The organism is Gemmatimonadaceae bacterium (genome assembly GCA_035533015.1).
GTDB lineage: Bacteria > Gemmatimonadota > Gemmatimonadetes > Gemmatimonadales > Gemmatimonadaceae > JAGWRI01.
Genome location: DATLUQ010000029.1, coordinates 167,382 through 183,994, shown reverse-complemented (window position 1 = coordinate 183,994; position 16,613 = coordinate 167,382). Strand labels below are relative to the sequence as shown.

Annotated in this window: 14 protein-coding genes and 2 rRNA genes; all 16 read left to right on the top strand. The window is 66.5% G+C overall.

Annotation, left to right across the window (positions count from 1 at the left end):
* Nucleotides 1–192: ribosomal RNA gene (locus VNF92_06665) — 23S ribosomal RNA — on the top strand; the annotation flags it as partial.
* Between the two features lie 87 nt (nucleotides 193–279).
* A 5S ribosomal RNA gene (gene rrf / locus VNF92_06660) occupies nucleotides 280–396 on the top strand.
* Between the two features lie 122 nt (nucleotides 397–518).
* Nucleotides 519–1,400: a GTPase Era gene (gene era / locus VNF92_06655; GenBank protein ID HVA57553.1), complete on the top strand. Its 882-nt coding sequence runs from the start codon at nucleotides 519–521 to the stop codon at nucleotides 1,398–1,400.
* Complete coding sequence (locus tag VNF92_06650; protein HVA57552.1) at nucleotides 1,397–1,564, top strand: Trm112 family protein; 168 nt, start codon at nucleotides 1,397–1,399, stop codon at nucleotides 1,562–1,564. Before era ends, VNF92_06650 begins: the two co-directional genes overlap by 4 nt.
* Nucleotides 1,545–2,540 carry a hypothetical protein gene (locus VNF92_06645; protein HVA57551.1) on the top strand — a complete coding sequence of 332 codons (996 nt, stop codon included), beginning with the start codon at nucleotides 1,545–1,547 and terminating at the stop codon, nucleotides 2,538–2,540. Before VNF92_06650 ends, VNF92_06645 begins: the two co-directional genes overlap by 20 nt.
* Nucleotides 2,540–3,379, top strand: a complete 840-nt coding sequence (locus VNF92_06640) for a hypothetical protein (GenBank protein ID HVA57550.1) — start codon at nucleotides 2,540–2,542, stop codon at nucleotides 3,377–3,379. The genes VNF92_06645 and VNF92_06640 overlap by 1 nt, the downstream gene beginning before the upstream one ends.
* A 126-nt stretch (nucleotides 3,380–3,505) precedes the next feature.
* On the top strand, nucleotides 3,506–4,507 hold the full coding sequence (locus tag VNF92_06635; protein ID HVA57549.1) for a diguanylate cyclase: 1,002 nt from the start codon (nucleotides 3,506–3,508) through the stop codon (nucleotides 4,505–4,507).
* A 542-nt stretch (nucleotides 4,508–5,049) separates the two neighbouring features.
* A complete protein-coding gene (locus tag VNF92_06630; protein HVA57548.1) occupies nucleotides 5,050–5,376 on the top strand; it encodes a hypothetical protein in 327 nt (108 codons plus the stop codon).
* A 95-nt stretch (nucleotides 5,377–5,471) separates the two neighbouring features.
* Nucleotides 5,472–6,579 (top strand): peptide chain release factor 2 gene (prfB, locus tag VNF92_06625; protein HVA57547.1). Its coding sequence is split into 2 segments (ribosomal slippage): nucleotides 5,472–5,543 and nucleotides 5,545–6,579, totalling 1,107 coding nucleotides; the frame shifts between segments, so codons are not numbered across the junction.
* On the top strand, nucleotides 6,576–8,069 hold the full coding sequence (gene lysS / locus VNF92_06620; GenBank protein HVA57546.1) for a lysine--tRNA ligase: 1,494 nt from the start codon (nucleotides 6,576–6,578) through the stop codon (nucleotides 8,067–8,069). Before prfB ends, lysS begins: the two co-directional genes overlap by 4 nt.
* Complete coding sequence (locus VNF92_06615; protein ID HVA57545.1) at nucleotides 8,066–9,319, top strand: ABC transporter permease; 1,254 nt, start codon at nucleotides 8,066–8,068, stop codon at nucleotides 9,317–9,319. The genes lysS and VNF92_06615 overlap by 4 nt, the downstream gene beginning before the upstream one ends.
* Nucleotides 9,316–10,014, top strand: a complete 699-nt coding sequence (locus VNF92_06610) for an ABC transporter ATP-binding protein (protein HVA57544.1) — start codon at nucleotides 9,316–9,318, stop codon at nucleotides 10,012–10,014. The genes VNF92_06615 and VNF92_06610 overlap by 4 nt, the downstream gene beginning before the upstream one ends.
* Nucleotides 10,014–10,499 carry a UvrB/UvrC motif-containing protein gene (locus tag VNF92_06605; protein HVA57543.1) on the top strand — a complete coding sequence of 162 codons (486 nt, stop codon included), beginning with the start codon at nucleotides 10,014–10,016 and terminating at the stop codon, nucleotides 10,497–10,499. The genes VNF92_06610 and VNF92_06605 overlap by 1 nt, the downstream gene beginning before the upstream one ends.
* Nucleotides 10,496–11,578, top strand: a complete 1,083-nt coding sequence (locus tag VNF92_06600) for a hypothetical protein (GenBank protein HVA57542.1) — start codon at nucleotides 10,496–10,498, stop codon at nucleotides 11,576–11,578. Before VNF92_06605 ends, VNF92_06600 begins: the two co-directional genes overlap by 4 nt.
* 73 nt (nucleotides 11,579–11,651) lie before the next feature.
* A complete protein-coding gene (locus VNF92_06595; GenBank protein HVA57541.1) occupies nucleotides 11,652–14,099 on the top strand; it encodes an ATP-dependent Clp protease ATP-binding subunit in 2,448 nt (815 codons plus the stop codon).
* Between the two features lie 69 nt (nucleotides 14,100–14,168).
* Nucleotides 14,169–16,607, top strand: coding sequence for an outer membrane protein assembly factor BamA (bamA, locus tag VNF92_06590; protein ID HVA57540.1), 2,439 nt, complete (start codon nucleotides 14,169–14,171; stop codon nucleotides 16,605–16,607).
* The last annotated feature ends 6 nt before the right edge of the window (nucleotides 16,608–16,613 follow it).

The window sequence follows — 16,613 nt, the reverse complement described above, 5'->3', positions numbered from 1 at the left end:
GCCGGGTAGCGATGGTCGGTCGTGATAACCGCTGAATGCATCTAAGTGGGAAGCACCTCCCAAGATGAACTCTCCCGGGGCCATGAGCCCCCTGAAGGGCCGGGGTAGACCACCCCGTCGATAGGCCGCCCGTGGAAGCGTGGCAACACGCTCCGAGCGCAGCGGTCCTAATCGCCCGTGCGGCTTGACTACTCCCAAGTAGCCAACTGCAAGCAAAGCCACTAGCGATTTTTATGGATTCAATCCACGATCTACCATGCCTCCGAAGTCACCATATTTGCTGGCGACCAGAGCGTAGGGGCCACACCCGTTCCCATTCCGAACACGGCCGTTAAGCCCTACAGCGCCGATGGTACTCCGCCCGAGAGGGCGCGGGAGAGTAGGCCGTCGCCGGCACCCCTTCACTTCGCCCCGGTCGTGATTCTACGGCCGGGGCGTCGTGCGTTCTGCCCGTGACCCGGTACCCCACGCCGGTCGTCCTCTCTCGGTTCCCCAGCTTCGCCCCCGCACCCGCTCCCATGCCCCGCGCTGGCATCGTCACCGTCGCCGGAAAACCCAACGCCGGGAAGTCCACGCTCCTCAACCGGATCGTGGGCCAGAAGCTCAGCATCGTCAGCTCCAAACCCCAGTCCACCCGCGACCGCATCGTGGGCATCCACACCACCGACGATACCCAAATGGTGGTGCTCGATACGCCGGGGCTCCTCAATCCGCGCTACCTCCTGCAGCGCGCCATGCGCGCCACCGCCCTCAAGGCCCTCGACGATGCCGATGTGATCGTCTACCTCGTCGACATCACGGCCGGCGAACCGACTCCGCTCGCCGAGGCGGCGGAGTTGACCCGCCCCCCACGCGCCCCCGTGCTCACCGCCTTCAACAAGATCGACCGCCTGTCGCCCGACGAACGCGCCGCCCTCACCGTCCAGTGGCCAGAGGTATTCCCCATTTCCGCGGCCACGGGCGACGGTGTCGATGCCCTCCTCGCCGCGTGCCGCGCGCGCCTGCCCGAATCGCCCTTCCTCTACCCCGAGGACGAACTGAGCACGCAGACGGTGCGCTTCTTCACCGCCGAACTGATTCGCGAAACAGCGCTCGAACAGCTCGAGGAGGAACTGCCATACAGCGTGGCGTGCGACATCGAGGAGTTTCGTGAGGGGCAGGTCCCGGTGTACATTCGAGCGGTCCTGTATGTCGAGCGGGAGAGCCAAAAGCGAATCCTGATCGGCGCCAAGGGCGCCCGCGTCCGGCAGATCGGCCAGGCGGCGCGCGCTAAGATCGAATCGCTCGTCGGGCAGCGGGTGTATCTGGACCTGTGGGTGAAGGTGCTCCCCAACTGGCGCAAGAACGCCGTGGCGCTCCGCCGCTTCGGCTATCGCCTTTCCAAGGAATCGCTGCTATGAGCCTCTCGCCGCAGCTGCTGCAGATCCTGGTGTGCCCCAAGTGCAAGAGCGCGCTGGAATACCGGCCGGAAGACCAGGAACTGGTGTGCGCGGCCTGCCGGCTCAAGTACCCCGTCCGCGACGACATCCCGATCATGCTGATCGATGAGGCGATTCCTTACTAGCCACCGTCGGGCCCGCTTCCTGGGGACGTTGGCGGTCGCGCTCGGCACGAGCCTGGGCGCCGCCCCGTTGTGCGCGCAGGGTGGGGTCGCGACCGCTGGCGGGCTCGAACTCGTCCTGCCGGTGGGCGCCCGTGCGGTTGGACTCGGACAAGCGGTGGTGGCGGACTATCTCGGCAGCGAGAGCGTGTGGTGGAATCCGGCGGCCATGGCGCGCGAGCCATCGCGTGAGCTTGCCATCCACCACAGCCAGACCTTCGCCGTCACGGGGGACGCCATCACGTTCGTCCTTCCCGTGGCGCCCGTGGGGGTGGTGGCGCTCTCGGCCGACCTGTACAGCTACGGCACGCAGGACGTGACCGACGCCACGGGGACCTACGGCACATTCACCCCGCGCGCGACCATCTTTGCCGCCACGTTCGCCGGAAACGTCGGATCGCATGCGTCGGTGGGGCTCAACTACAAGTTCTACGAGCGCGGCATCAACTGCAGCGGGGGCTGTGCCGGCCTTCCGACGCAGGGGACCTCGACGACGGCCCTCGATTTCGGGGCGCAGTTCCGGCTGCTGAGCGATTCGTCGCTCTACCTTGGCGTGGCCCTGCGCAACGTCGGGCCCCGGCTGCAAGTCAACGACGCTCCCCAAGCAGACCCCCTTCCGACGCGACTCGACATCGGAGTCACGTACGTGCCGCACATCGCCTCACTGGGTCCGGACGCCGAATTGCGGATCGGGGCCGGCGTCGTGAACTCGATACCGGCGTCGGGGCCTGGACTGCGGCTGGGAGCCGATCTGGGGTGGCAGCAGAAGGTCCACGTGCGGGCAGGCTACGTGTACGAAGGCCCCGGAGGGTCGGGGCCCACGATCGGCGTGGGGGCGTCCACGGGGCGGTTGGTGTTGGATATTGCGCGGATGTTGAGTGACAACGTGGCCAACACGGGGCAGCCGCCCACGTATTTCTCGCTCCGCGTGCTCTTCTGATGCGGCGGCTGCTGGTGGCGGGGCTCGCGTTGGCGGTGGCGGCGCCGCCGGCTACGTCGCAGCGGATGACGCCCCCGCTGCGGCCCGCGGTGCTGCCGACGCCGCGGCTGGCCGTGTGGCCGGCGGCGGTTCCCGCGCCCGGGGCATTCGGCATCGAGATCCCTCCCTGGACGGCGCCGATCGCGTCGGGTCTTGTCCCGGGAGTCGGCCAGGCGGTGCTCCACCAGCAACGAGCGCTGGTGTATCTGGCTGTCGAAGGGTTCGTCTGGCTGCAGTACTTCAAGGACGAGCGGGACTGGCGCCAGCAGCGCAGCGCGTACCGCGACCTCGCCGCGCAGGTGGCGCGCTCACCGTTCACGAGCGATCCGCCGGTGGGGACGTGGCCCTACTACGAGCAGATGGAGCATTTCCTCGAAAGCGGGGTGTACAGTCTGTCCGGGTCCTCGACCAACGTGCAGCCGGAAACGGACGAGTCGACGTATAACGGAGCGATGTGGCTCCTGGCGCGACAGAACTTCTGGCCCAATCCGTCGGCGCCTCCGCCCGTGAATTCCCCGCAGTACCAGCAGGCGGTGCAGTTCTACGAGCGACGTGCCGTGCAACCGGCATACCGGTGGTCGTGGCGCAATGCCCAGTTGGAACAGGACCTGTACCGCTGGACCATCAACAAGGCCAACGACGCGGTGCGTCGGGCCACATCGGACCTGGGGATCATCTTGGCCAACCACGTCCTGAGCGCGGTGGACGCGTTCGCAACCTACCGGCTCCAGGTGAGCGGTGGGGCCGACGGCGACTATCGCGTGGGCCTCACGGTCCCCTTCCCGTGGTCGCGGCAATAGCCGGCCGGCCTCTCGGTCCGCGATGTAAGCGGCAGGGGCACCGCAACTTGCGGCACCATCGGCGTTTGACTTGATTCGGCGTGGCCCGTATCTTGGCCATACAGGCGCACCTCACACCCATCCCATGTGACCGCGGATAAGCAAAAGCTTCTCGTATTCTCGCTCAACGAGCAGTCCCTGCCCATTGTGGTCGAAGGCTGGCTGCTCGGCTTGGGGCTTCCCGTGGTCCCGGTGAAGACATCCGACGAGATGCTGTCGCTCTCGTTGCGGGGGCGGCCGCGTGTTGCGGTGTTCGACTGCCGGAAAGACCCCGGGCCCGCGTTGGAAGCCAGCCGTCGGCTAAAAGCGGACTCGTATACCGCGGTGGTACCCACGGTGATGGTCACCGCGAACGACGACCAGTCGTTTGCCCGGGCCTTCGCGGCGGGAGGGGACGAGGTGATCCGGGAGTCGCTGGGTGAGGAGGAGGCACGGATCCGGCTGGATTCGATGCTTCGCCGTTCCGATCGCGACCTCGTGGTGCATCCGTCGACGCGGCTGCCGGGCGCGGTGGAAATCGAGGCCGAGGTGACGCGGCGGCTCCACCGCGGCGAGCCATTCGCGATGTGCTACGCCGACCTCGACCACTTCAAGGAATACAACGACCGCTATTCGTATTACGACGGGGATCGATGCATCAGGATCCTCGCCAAGGTGTTGCACGACGTGGTCAAGGGGCTGTGCCGGGACGACGGGTTCGTGGGGCACATCGGGGGCGATGACTTCATCTTCGTGATTCCGATGCCGGCCGTGTCCGAGGTGTGCGCGGAGATAGTATTCGTCTTCGACACGCTGATTCCGTACCAGTATTCTGAACAGGACCGCCGGGCAGGTTATTTTTTCGGGAAGGATCGGCGCGGCCAACTGCACCGTGTGCCGTTGATGACGGTGTCGATCGGTGTGGTCACGAACGAGCGGCGGAAGTTCACGCATGCCGCCCAGATGAGCGAATTGGCGACTGAAATGAAGAGCTACGCGAAGACGCTGCCGGGATCGGTGTACACGATCGACCGGCGTACGGACGATTCGGCGCTTGAAGAGATGGACGTCGAGCGCGCCGGCGCAGCCGGCGGAACGGAGGAGCAGTGAACGTTTCATGTCCCGAGTGCCGCTCGGTGTTCCGGGTGGATCCGGCCAAGTTGCCCACCGGCTCGGTGCGCGCGCGTTGTTCGGTGTGCGGCGGAGTGATCACGGTGGCGGCCGAGGGCGTGGTGCGCGACGAGTTCGCGAGCGTCGCCGCTCCTCCGGCCCCCGCGGCGGCGCGCGTCGTGCCGACGCCCCGTACTGCGCCGGTGGTGCCGCGTGTGGAGGCTCCGGCTCTGGTGGTTCCGACGGCGGTCAGGCCGGTGCCGACGCCTCCGCGGTCGCAGATGCCGCCGGTGACGCCGACCGGCGGTCCAGCACGCCCGGTGGGGACACCGCCGTTTGCGGGGCGGCGCGGTGCAACGCCGCCATTCCCAGGGCCGCGCAGTGCGCCGTCTCCAGGACCGCTGCCGGGACAGCCTCCGGTGGTCGCGCGCCCGGTTTTGGCGCCGGCGGCGCCACCGTCCGGCGCGCCGCGTCCGCGGGTGAGTCCCTCGCCGGCCGCAACGCCACCGACCGTGGTATCGACTCCGGCAGTTCCAATTCCCGTGCGCAGCACGACGCCGTCCGCGCCAGCGGTGACGGCACGCACGCCAATCAATCCCTTTCTGGCCAACGATCCCAGCGCCAAGGCGCGGCGGCTGGCCCGGGCGCTGATATCCGATCTCATCGTGTACTTCCCACAGAAGCGCGAGGAGGGGCTGCGCGACGGCACGCTCAAGCAGGTGTTCCGCGAGGAGATCAAGAAGAGCTACGAGGAATTCGTGGAGCAGGTGGGGCACGAAGTCGCGCGGACCACGACGCACTTCGTGGACGCGTTGAACGATATCCTCGCCGGCGGACAGACGCTGTTCACGAGTCCGTTCGCGGGGTAGAGCGAAACCGCTGCCGCGGCTATCTTTGACGCAGGCACCCTTGCGCCGAGCCGTCCGCGCCAGTCGCGACGGCTCGTGTCTTACCGGAGAGTGGCATGGCGGAGAGCGAACGGATCAGGGCGCTGCGCGGATACGAAGAGCGCCTGTCCGAGATGCGGAGGTTTCTTTGACATCAACGGCAAGCGGGAGACGCTAGCCGGGCTCGAGGCGCGCATGGCCGACCCGGCCTTCTGGAATGACCAGGAGGCGGCCCGCGGCGTGGTGCAACGGGTGAAAGGGCTCAAGGTGTGGGTGGAGCCGTTCCAGTCACTGACAGCGCGGGTGACGAGCGCGCTCGAGCTGGCCGAGATGCTCGAGGCGGAGCCGGACGCGGAGATGGAGCGCGACCTGGATCGGGACATCGGTCGGGTGAGCGACGAACTCGAGGCGTTCCGACTGCGGTCGATGCTCTCGGGCCCCGACGACTTCCGCGACGCGCAGGTAGAGATCAGCGCAGGGGCCGGCGGCACCGAAGCGCAAGACTGGGCCCAGATGCTGATGCGCATGTACACGCGGTGGGCGGAGCGGCGCGGCTACACGATCGAGATCCTCGACCTGAGCGACGGTGAAGAGGCGGGGATCAAGGGGGCGGTGCTGGAAATCAAAGGGGCCTACGCCTACGGATTCCTGAAGGCCGAAACGGGCGTCCACCGGCTGGTGCGCATCTCGCCGTTCGACGCGCAGGCCCGGCGGCACACGAGCTTCGCGTCGGTATTCGTGTACCCGGTGGTGGACGATACGATCACCATCGACATTCGCGAAGAGGATCTCAAGATGGACGTATTCCGGGCGTCGGGCGCGGGCGGCCAGCATGTGAACAAGACGAGTTCGGCGGTGCGGCTGACGCACATCCCCAGCGGGATCGTCGTTTCGTCGCAGCAGGAGCGGTCGCAGCACAAGAACAAGCAGACGGCGCTCAAGATGCTCAAGAACCGCCTGTACAAGCTCGAGGCGGAGAAGCAGGCGAAAAAGAAGGCCGAACTCGACGCGACGAAGGCCGATGTGACGTTCGGGAGCCAGATTCGCAGTTACGTCTTCCAGCCGTACACGATGGTCAACGACCACCGCACCGAACTGAAGATTCCCGACGTGCAGAAGGTGATGGACGGCGGGATCGATCCGTTCATCGAGGCGTATCTCACGGGCGCCGGGTCGGCAGCATGAGCAACGACCTGAACTTCGTGCAGCAGGCGCGGCGCGAGAAGCTCGCCGAACTCGAGGCGCGCGGCGTGCTCCCGTACGCGTACCGTTTCGCGCGCACTCATGACGCCCAGGCCGCGGCGGCGCTGCTGCCCGAGAGTACGGAGGAGGGGCCCATCGTTCGCGTGGCCGGGCGCGTGGTGGCGTGGCGGGCCCACGGCAAGTCGGCATTCGCACATCTGGCCGACCAGTCGGGGCGCATCCAGCTCTACTTCAAGAAGGACGTGCTTGGCGCCGAGGTATTCGCGCTGCTCGAATTGTTCGACATCGGCGACATCATCGGTGTGGACGGCCCGCTGTTCCGGACACGGACGGGGGAGGTCACGATCCGCGTGGAGTCGGTGGAGATGCTCGCCAAGTCGCTCCAACCGCTACCGTACGGCAAGGAAGAGGTAGTGGATGGCCTGACGGTGCGGCATTCGGGGTTTGCCGATGCGGAACAGCGCTCGCGGCAGCGGTACGCCGATCTCGCCGTGCACCCCGAGATGCGCGCGTTGTTCACGGCCCGCACGCGGATGATCGGGGCCATTCGCGGGTTTCTCGACGGGCGCGAGTTTCTGGAAGTCGAGACGCCGGTGCTGCAGCCGCTGTACGGTGGCGCGGCTGCCAAGCCGTTCGTCACGCACCACAACGCGCTCGACATGCCGCTGTATCTGCGCATTGCCGACGAGCTGTACCTCAAGCGGCTTATCGTGGGCGGCCTGGAACGGGTGTATGAGATCGGCCACGACTTCCGCAACGAGGGCATCGACCGGACGCACAATCCGGAATTCACGATGCTCGAGTTCTACCAGGCGTACGCCGACTATGGCGACATGATGACGGTGGTGGAGGCGCTGATCGTCGAGGCGGCGCGAGCAGTGGCGGCGGTGGAGGGCTTCGCCGGCCGGGTGCCGGTCCTGGCGCCGCCCTTTCCGCGCATCGAGTGGGTGCCAGCCCTGACCTCGGCGTTGGCGGGGCGCGACGCGATGGGGCTGTCCGATGCCGAACTGCGCGCCGAGGCCCGGCGCCACGGCGTGGAGCGGTGCGAGGACCTGAGCCGGGCCAAACTGCTGGACGAACTGTTCCAGGCGCTGGTCGAATCGACGATCGACGCACCGACGTTCGTGGTCGATTATCCGCGCGAGCTGTCGCCACTGGCCAAGCCGAAGCGGGGCGATCCGCTGCTGACCGAGCGGTTCGAGTTGTTCGCTCGGGGGAAGGAGTTGGCCAACGCGTTCAGCGAGCTCAACGACCCGATTGACCAGCGGGCGCGGTTCGACGCGCAGGCGCGTCTCCGGGCGGCGGGCGACGAGGAGGCAGCGGGGCTCGACGAGGACTACCTGCGCGCCATGGAGTACGGGATGCCGCCAACCGGTGGGGTGGGCATCGGCATCGACCGGCTGTTCATGTATCTCACCAATACGCCGAACATCCGCGACGTGATCCTCTTTCCCACGATGCGGCCGGAATGACACGTCTCGAGTTCGCGATTGCCTGGCGCTACCTGCGTAGCCGCCGCGGGTCGCGACTGCTCTCCCTGATCAGCGTGATCGCGATGGGCGGTGTAATCATCGGCGTGAGTGCGCTGATCCTGATCAACGGGGTGATGACGGGCCTGCAGACGGACCTGCGCAACAAGATCCTGCTGGGCAGTCCCGACCTGCGCGTCCTCACGTTCGGGGAAGATCTGACGATGGCGCGGTGGGACACGATCATGCCCATCGTGCGCCGGCAGGCGGGCGTGGTGGCGGCCTCGCCGTTCGTATTGGTGCAGGCGATCATGGCCGGCGGCCACCAGTACACCGACGGGGTGATGGTGATGGGGATCGAGCCGCAGAGTCCACGGACCACGCCGGTGACGGCGATCCGCTCCACGGCGACCGTCGGCGACTTCAGCTTCCAGACTGCCGACGGACGCGATCGGGGCATCGTGCTCGGCGAACGGCTGGCGACGCGGCTCGACGTGCGCCCCGGGGTCGACACCGTGACGCTGTTCTCGCTCGGGGGCAGCCGGATCTCGCCGGTGACGGGGAACATCGAACCGCACGTGGAGCGGCTGCCGGTGACGGGGATCTTCTCCAGTGGGATGTACGAATACGATAACACATATGTCTTCACCTCGGTCAAGACGGCTCAGGACATCGCGCAGCTGGGCCACGCCGTCACGGGGATCGAGGTCAAGACGCGGGACTTGTGGACGGCGCCCGCGGTGGCGGTGGCGCTCGCCGACACGCTGGGCTATCCGTACCGCACCGAGGATTGGCAGGACCAGAATTCTTCGCTGTTCCAGGCGCTGAAGCTGGAGAAGCTGGGGATGGCGGTGATCCTGCTGCTGATCGTGCTGGTGGCGGCGTTCAACATCGTGAGTACGCTGACGATGGTGGTGGCCGATAAGACGCGGGAGATCGGCATCCTGCGGGCGATGGGCATGCCGGCGCGTTCGATCCGCCGGATCTTCCTCATGCAGGGCGTGGTGATCGGGCTCGTGGGCACGGGCATGGGGCTGGCGATCGGGGTGACGCTGGGGGTCGTGGTGGACCACTTCAAGCTGATCCCGCTCGACCCGTCGATATATTTCATAGACCACCTCCCGGTGACGACGCGGCCATTGGACGTGGTCTGGATCGTGGGGGCGAGTCTGGCGATTGCCGCGGTGGCGACGATCTATCCGGCGGTGCAGGCGGCCAAGCTGTATCCCGTCGAAGCGATTCGACACGAATGACGGTTCTCGAAGCGATCGACCTGTCCAAGACGTATGTCGGCGGTGACGGCGGGCTGCTCACCGTGTTGGACGGCGTGTGTCTGGCCGTGGCTTCCGGCGAGATGATCGCCATCGTCGGCGCGAGTGGGGCCGGCAAGAGCACGCTGCTGCACCTGCTCGGCGCGCTGGACGCGCCCACGCGCGGTGACGTGCGGGTGGAGGGGCGGTCGCTGGCCGGTTTGGGCGATGACGCGTTGTCGCGGCTGCGCAATGAGCGCATCGGCTTCGTGTTCCAGTTTCACCACCTGCTGCGCGAGTTCAGCGCGCTCGAGAACGTCATGATGCCGTTACGCGTGGGCGGCCGCCCGCCGGACGAGGCACGGGAGCGGGCGGTGGACTTGCTGCAGCGGGTGGGGCTCGACGCCCGCATGCACCACCGGCCGGGGGAGATGTCGGGGGGCGAGCAACAGCGCACGGCGGTGGCCCGCGCGCTGGCCATGGGCCCCAGCGTCTTGCTGGCCGACGAGCCGTCGGGCAACCTCGACCACTTCAACAGCGCGCGGCTGCACGACCTCCTGGCATCGCTCGCCCGCGATCTTTCGATCTCGATGGTGGTCGTGACGCACAACCGGTCGCTGGCCGCGCGGGCCGACCGCGTACTGCTGCTCGAGGACGGCGCGCTCCGCCCCACGGCGCTGCACGAGGTGATGGCCTGATGCTCTGCGACAACTGCCACGAGCGCGACGCTGTGGTGCACCTCACGCAGATCGAGAACAGCAGCGTGACGCAGATCCACCTGTGCGAGCGGTGCGCCGCCGAGCGCGGCGTGGAGACGACCATCGCCGAGACCAAACATCCGTTGGGCGAATTGTTGCACTCCGTGCAGGCGCAGATGGCGGCGCCCGAAGACCGGGGGGAGCAGTGCGCATTTTGCGGGTCGACGATGGCGGATTTCCGGGCAACCGGACGGTGGGGGTGCGGGCGCTGCTACGTGACCTTCGAATCGAGCATGCGGGGGTTGCTGCGCCGCCTTCACGGCAGCTCGCAGCATGTGGGAGAGGCGCCACAGGTGCCGCGGTCGGAGTCGGTGGAGCGCGTGGCCAAGTTGGGCGAACTCCGGGAGCGGCTGCGTCGCGCGATCGACGCGGAGCAGTTCGAACTGGCTGCAGACCTGCGGGACCGGATCCGGGTGCTGGAATGATCGATCTCACGTTGCTCCCCGACGGGGGCGTTGGGTGGCTCGATGCCTCGGGCCGGTCTGCCGATATCGTGCTCTCCACGCGGGTGCGTCTGGCGCGCAATCTCGAGGGGTTCGCGTTCACGGCGCGGGCACGGGACGGCGAGCGGCTGCGCGTGCTCTCGCAGGTGAACGCGGCGGCGGGCGAGATTTCTGCGCTGGATGGGAGCCTGACGTTGCGGGTGGACGAGATGGAGGTGCTCGACCGGCTGCTGCTGCACGAACGCCACTTGGTGAGCAAGGAGCTGGCAGGGTTGGACGACCAGCACCCCCTCCGGAGCGGCGCGGCGGTGGTGGTGGGGGACCATGTGAGCCTGATGGTCAACGAAGAGGACCATTTGCGCCTCCAGGCGATGCGTTCCGGGTTTGCCCTGCCCGAGGCGTTTGCACGGATCCGCGATGTGGAGCGGGAGTTGGGGGCGCGGTTGCCGTTCGCCTATCATCCCGAATTTGGCTTCCTCACGGCCTGTCCGACGAACGCGGGCACGGGGATGCGGGCGTCGGTGCTGATCCATCTACCGGGCCTCGTGCTGACCAAGGAGATCGGCAAGGTGCTGGCGGGGCTGCAGCAGATGGGCCTCACCCACCGCGGGCTGTACGGGGAGGGAAGCGAGGTCGTAGGGAATTTCTTCCAGATTTCCAACCAGACGACGTTGGGGCGGTCGGAGGAGGACCTGCTCGACCAGCTGCTCCGCGTCGTGGGGCACGTGGTGGAGCGGGAGGAGGAAGCGAGGCGTGTCCTCTTGCGGGATGCCGGTTATATTATTGAGGACAAGCTGTGGCGCGCGTTCGGCACCCTGCGCTATGCGCGGAGCCTGACGTTCGAGGAAGCGATGAACTTCCTGAGCGGGGTTCGGCTGGCGGTGGGGCTGAAACTGATCCGTGGCCTCGGTGTATACACGCTCAACAAGCTCCTGATCTTCTCCCAAGCCGCACACCTGGCGTACGCCGAGGGACGGCCGCTCACCGAGAGCGAGACGTGTCAGGCGCGCGCGCGGTACGTACGGCACGCGCTCGAAACGGAAGCCGGATCGGTCGGATGAGGCGGTTCCGGCCGGACTCGAGGGGACGATGAACGGCTACAACTTCACGGAGCGGGTCAGGAAAGTCCTCGCAATGGCACGCGAGGAAGCCGCGCGTCTGCATCACGAATACGTGGGCACCGAGCACATCCTGCTCGGTCTCATTCGCGAGGGCGAGGGCGTGGCGGCCACGGTGCTGCAGAACCTCAACGTCGAACTCGATGAGGTGCAGCAGAAGATCGAGGACACGGTGCGCAAGGGGAAGGCCGTCCAGGCCACAGGGCCGGATCTGCCGTACACCTCGCGTGCCAAGAAGGTGCTCGAGTTGGCGATGGCCGAAGCGCGCGAGTTGAACCACAGTTATGTGGGCACCGAACATCTGCTGCTCGGGCTTCTCCGCGAGGAGAAGGGGATCGCCGCCCAGGTGCTGAGCGAGGCGGGGGTGAGCCTCGAAGCGGCGCGCGCCGAGACGCTCCGCATTCTGGGCACCGACGTGCAGGCGGGAGCGACGGCCCAGCAGGGCACTGGCCCGCAGCCGCAGACGGCGGCGCCCAAAGGCGACAAGAAGTCCAAGACGCCGGCGCTCGACCACTTCTGCCGCGACCTCACGCAGCTGGCGGCGGAGGGGCAACTCGATCCGACGATCGGCCGCGCCAAGGAGATCCAGCGCGTCATGGAAGTGCTGACGCGCCGCAAGAAGAACAATCCGGTGCTGATCGGTGAGCCTGGGGTGGGCAAGACGGCGATCGTCGAGGGGCTCGCGCAGCTGATCGCGAACAGCGAGTGCCCGGAGTCGCTGCGGGAGAACCGGGTGCTGTCGCTCGACATGGCGGCGGTGATCGCCGGCACCAAGTATCGCGGCCAGTTCGAGGAGCGCCTCAAGGCGGTGATGAACGAGATCGCGCAGAACAAGAACGTGATCCTGTTCATTGACGAACTGCACACGCTGGTGGGGGCGGGGGCGGCCGAAGGCGCCATCGACGCGAGCAACATGCTCAAGCCGGCGCTGGCCCGCGGGGAGTTGCAGTGCGTGGGCGCCTCGACGCTGAACGAGTACCGCAAGTACATCGAGAAGGACGGCGCGCTCGAGCGCCGGTTCCAGACGGTGATCGTCGATCCGCCGACGGTGGACGAGACGATCGAGATCCTCAAGGGGCTGCGCCAGAAGTACGAGGATCACCACCACGTGACGATCCCCGATCCGACGCTGACGGCGGCGGCCAAGCTGTCGGAGCGCTACATCACCGACCGTTTCCTGCCCGACAAGGCAATCGACGTGATTGACGAGGCGGGGGCGCGGGCGCGGCTGGCGGCACAGGCGCCGCCGCCGGAAGTGGCGGAACTGAAACAGGCGCTGGAAAAGGTGAGCGCCGACAAGGAAGCTGCGGTGCGCGACCAGAATTTCGAGCGCGCGGCCGGCCTCCGCGACCAGGAACGCGAACTGCAGGGCGACATCCGACAGAAGCAGGAAGCATGGGAGAAGCGGCGCCAGTCGTACCGCCCGGTGCTCGGCGAGGAAGAGATCGCGTTCATCGTCAGCCGGTGGACGGGCATCCCGGTCACGCGGCTCCAGGAAGCCGAGACGACGCGTCTGCTGCGGATGGAGGACGAACTGCACGAATCGGTCATCGGCCAGGACGAAGCAATCCGGGCCCTGGCGCGCTCGATCCGGCGCAGCCGGGCGGGCCTCAAGGATCCCAATCGGCCGATCGGATCGTTCATCTTCAGCGGCCCCACGGGCGTGGGCAAGACGGAGTTGGCGCGAGCGCTGGCCAAGTTCCTGTTCGCCGACCAGCAGGCGCTGGTTCGCGTGGACATGAGCGAGTACATGGAGAAGTTCTCCGTGTCGCGGCTGATCGGCGCGCCGCCAGGGTACGTGGGGTACGAGGATTCGGGCACGCTCACCAAGGCCGTGCGTCGCAAGCCGTATAGCGTGATCCTCCTCGACGAGATCGAGAAGGCGCACCCCGATGTGTTCAACATCCTGCTCCAGGTGCTGGACGAAGGTCATCTTACCGACAACTACGGGCGGGTGATCGACTTCAAGAACACCGTGGTGATCATGACCTCGAACGTCGGGGCGCGGGACATCACGAAAGGCAAGGCGCTGGGATTCGCCGTGGGGGACGTCCAGTCGAATTTCGACCGGATTGCCGAGCGGGTGCGGGAGGAGTTGAAGAACGTGTTCAATCCCGAATTCCTGAACCGGCTGGACGACGTGATCGTGTTCCATCCGCTGGATCGCACGCATATCGCGCAGATCGTCCAGGTGATGTTGAAGGACGTGCGGAAGCGGCTGAGCGAGGAGGAGTTGACGCTGAGCCTCACCGACGCGGGAACCGATTTCTTGGTGAAGCACGGGTACGACGAGAGTTACGGCGCGCGCCCCCTGAAGCGCGCCATTCAGCGGTACATCGAGGACCCGCTGTCGGAGAAGATTCTCCTTGGTGAGTTCTCGCGCGGAGAGGAACTGGAAGTGGACGTCGCGCCCGATGGAACCAAACTGGATTTTCGGGTATTGACGGGCACGACCAAGGCATAATCCGCACCGCCACGGCCGGCCGACCCCTTCCGGGCCAGGCCGGCCGCATTGTGTATATTTAGGATTCCCATGCGTAGACTGGTCCTACCTTTCATCGCCCTCCTCGCGACGGCATCCGCGGCGGCCGCGCAGGACGCCAGCGCGGTCGGGGCGTGTTCACAACCGGATTCCATCGCATTCCGAGGCAATACCCGCCTCGGGGATGCGCTGCTGCGTAGCGACGCCGGGATCACCACGGGGGCGACCCTGAACTACCGGGCCCTGCAGCGCGCCGTGAAGGCGCTGTATGGTACCCTGCAGTTCCAGGACGTGCGGGCGCTCTGCGAGCCGCTCCCCGGAGGCAAGTCGATGCTCGTGTTCCAGCTCAAGGAACGCCCGATGCTGATCGACGTGGACGTCCAGGGAGCGAACAAGGTTTCGCCGAGCACGGTGCGCGACCAGGTGGACCTACTCGTCGGTCGGCCGATCGATCCCGCGCAGGTGACCCAGACCATCGTGAAGATCGACTCGGTCTACGAAGCCGCCGGGTACGCCGTGGCGGAGGTGCGTGCCGAGACGACGTACGTGGACAGCGCATCGGCCCGGATCATGTTCCACATCGACGAGGGGCACCGCACGGCCGTGTCCGGCGTTCGCGTCACGGGGAACAAGGCGATCAGCGCCAAACAGATCGTCGGGGCCATGGACACGAAACCCGAAGGATTCTTCTTCTGGGACAAGGGCGAGCTGGACAACGCCAAGCTGGCCACCGACATCACCGAGCACGTTCCGGGGCTGTACGCCGACCACGGGTTCATCGACATGCAGGTGATCAAGGACACCACGCTGCTCGATCGGAAGGCGGGCAAGGCGATGGTGAGCCTCGAGGTGAAGGAGGGCCCCCAGTACCACGTGGGAGATTTCTCGGTGGAGGGGGCGCGGCAATTCTCCAGCCAGCAGATCGCCACGCTATATCCGTTCACGCCGCGTCCGAAGACGCTGATGGAGACGCTCAAGGGGATGCTGCATCGCGGCGCCAACCAGGACCGGACGATCTTCGACCGGTCCGAATGGCAGGCGGCAACAGGGAAGGTGCAGGACGCGTATGCCGACGAGGGGTACCTGTACGCCCAGATCAATCCGGTTGTCGAGCGGTCGATCTCGGCTGACTCCGCCCCCACTGTCAACCTGCGGTGGGAGATCCAGGAAGGATCGCCGGCGATCATCAACCGGGTGGACATCGCCGGTAACGACATCACCAACGAGACCTGCATCCGGCGGCAACTGATGGTGGTCCCCGGCGACGTGTTCAACAAGTCGCGCCTCATCCAGAGCTACCAGAACATCTCCAACCTTGGGTTCTTCGACTCGCCGTTGCCCGAGCCGCAAGTGGCCCAGGCCGACGACCAGGGGGACGTGAACATCACGTTCAACGTCAAAGAGAAGCGCACGGGGAACGTCAACTTCGGCGCGTCGGTGGGTCAGGGCACCGGGCTCGGCGGGTTCATCGGATTCGACCAGCCGAATCTGTTCGGCAAGTGCAAGAAGGGCTCGATCCAGTGGCAGAAGGGGCAGTACATCAACGACTTCAACGTCTCGTACACGGATCCGGCGATCGAGGAGTCCAACTACTCCGGCACCCTCACCGCGTACCATTCCCAGTCGCGGTTCACGATCCAGAACATCGGGCAGAGTACGACGACGGGCGCGCAGATCCAGTTTGGCCTACCGGTTCGCGGTTCCCGCTTCACGCGGCTGTTCCTCAACTACGGCGCCGAGTCGGTGAAGTACGGAAACGACGGGCTCGTGGGCACGATCTCGGCGTGTACCAACGCGTCAGGGCAATCGGCGACCTGTTTCCGGTCCAGTCTGGGGGCCACGCTCGATCACGACACGCGACTGGGCATGCCGTTCCCGACTTCGGGCGTGCATGAGTCGTTCAGTGTTCAGTACAACGGGGGGCCGCTGGGCGGGTCGGCGACATTCACGCGCGCGACCGGCGAGATGCGGTCCTATGCTACGATCGGGACCGTGGGCGCGGGGCCGGCGATGGGCTCGGGGATGCCGGTGGTGTTGGGCCTCTCCACATTATGGGGAGCGATCTTCGGAAACCCGGGGCCGTTCTTCGTGTCGCAGGCATTCTCGATGGGCGGCGTGCAGTATGGGGAACCGCTCCGCGGCTACAACGAATTCTCGATCACGCCACTGGGCTACGTGGACGCGACCAGCCAGTACTCGGCGCAGCGCGCTTCGTTCGGCAATGCGTTCTTCAGCGCGACGGCGCAGTTGGGAATCCGGGTGAGCCAGCAGCTCTTCCTGGACGCGTTCTACGACGGGGGAAACGTCTTTGCGCGGCCGGCCGATTTCAACCCCACGCGCCTGTTTCGCGGCGTAGGCGTGGGCGGGTCGGTGGTGACGCCGCTCGGGCCGCTCGGAATCGATCTGGGGTATGGGTTGGATCGTGTGGACGCCAACGGGGTCAAGGCGCCCAAATGGCAGGTTCACTTCAAGTTCGGTCAGTTCTACTAAACGGAG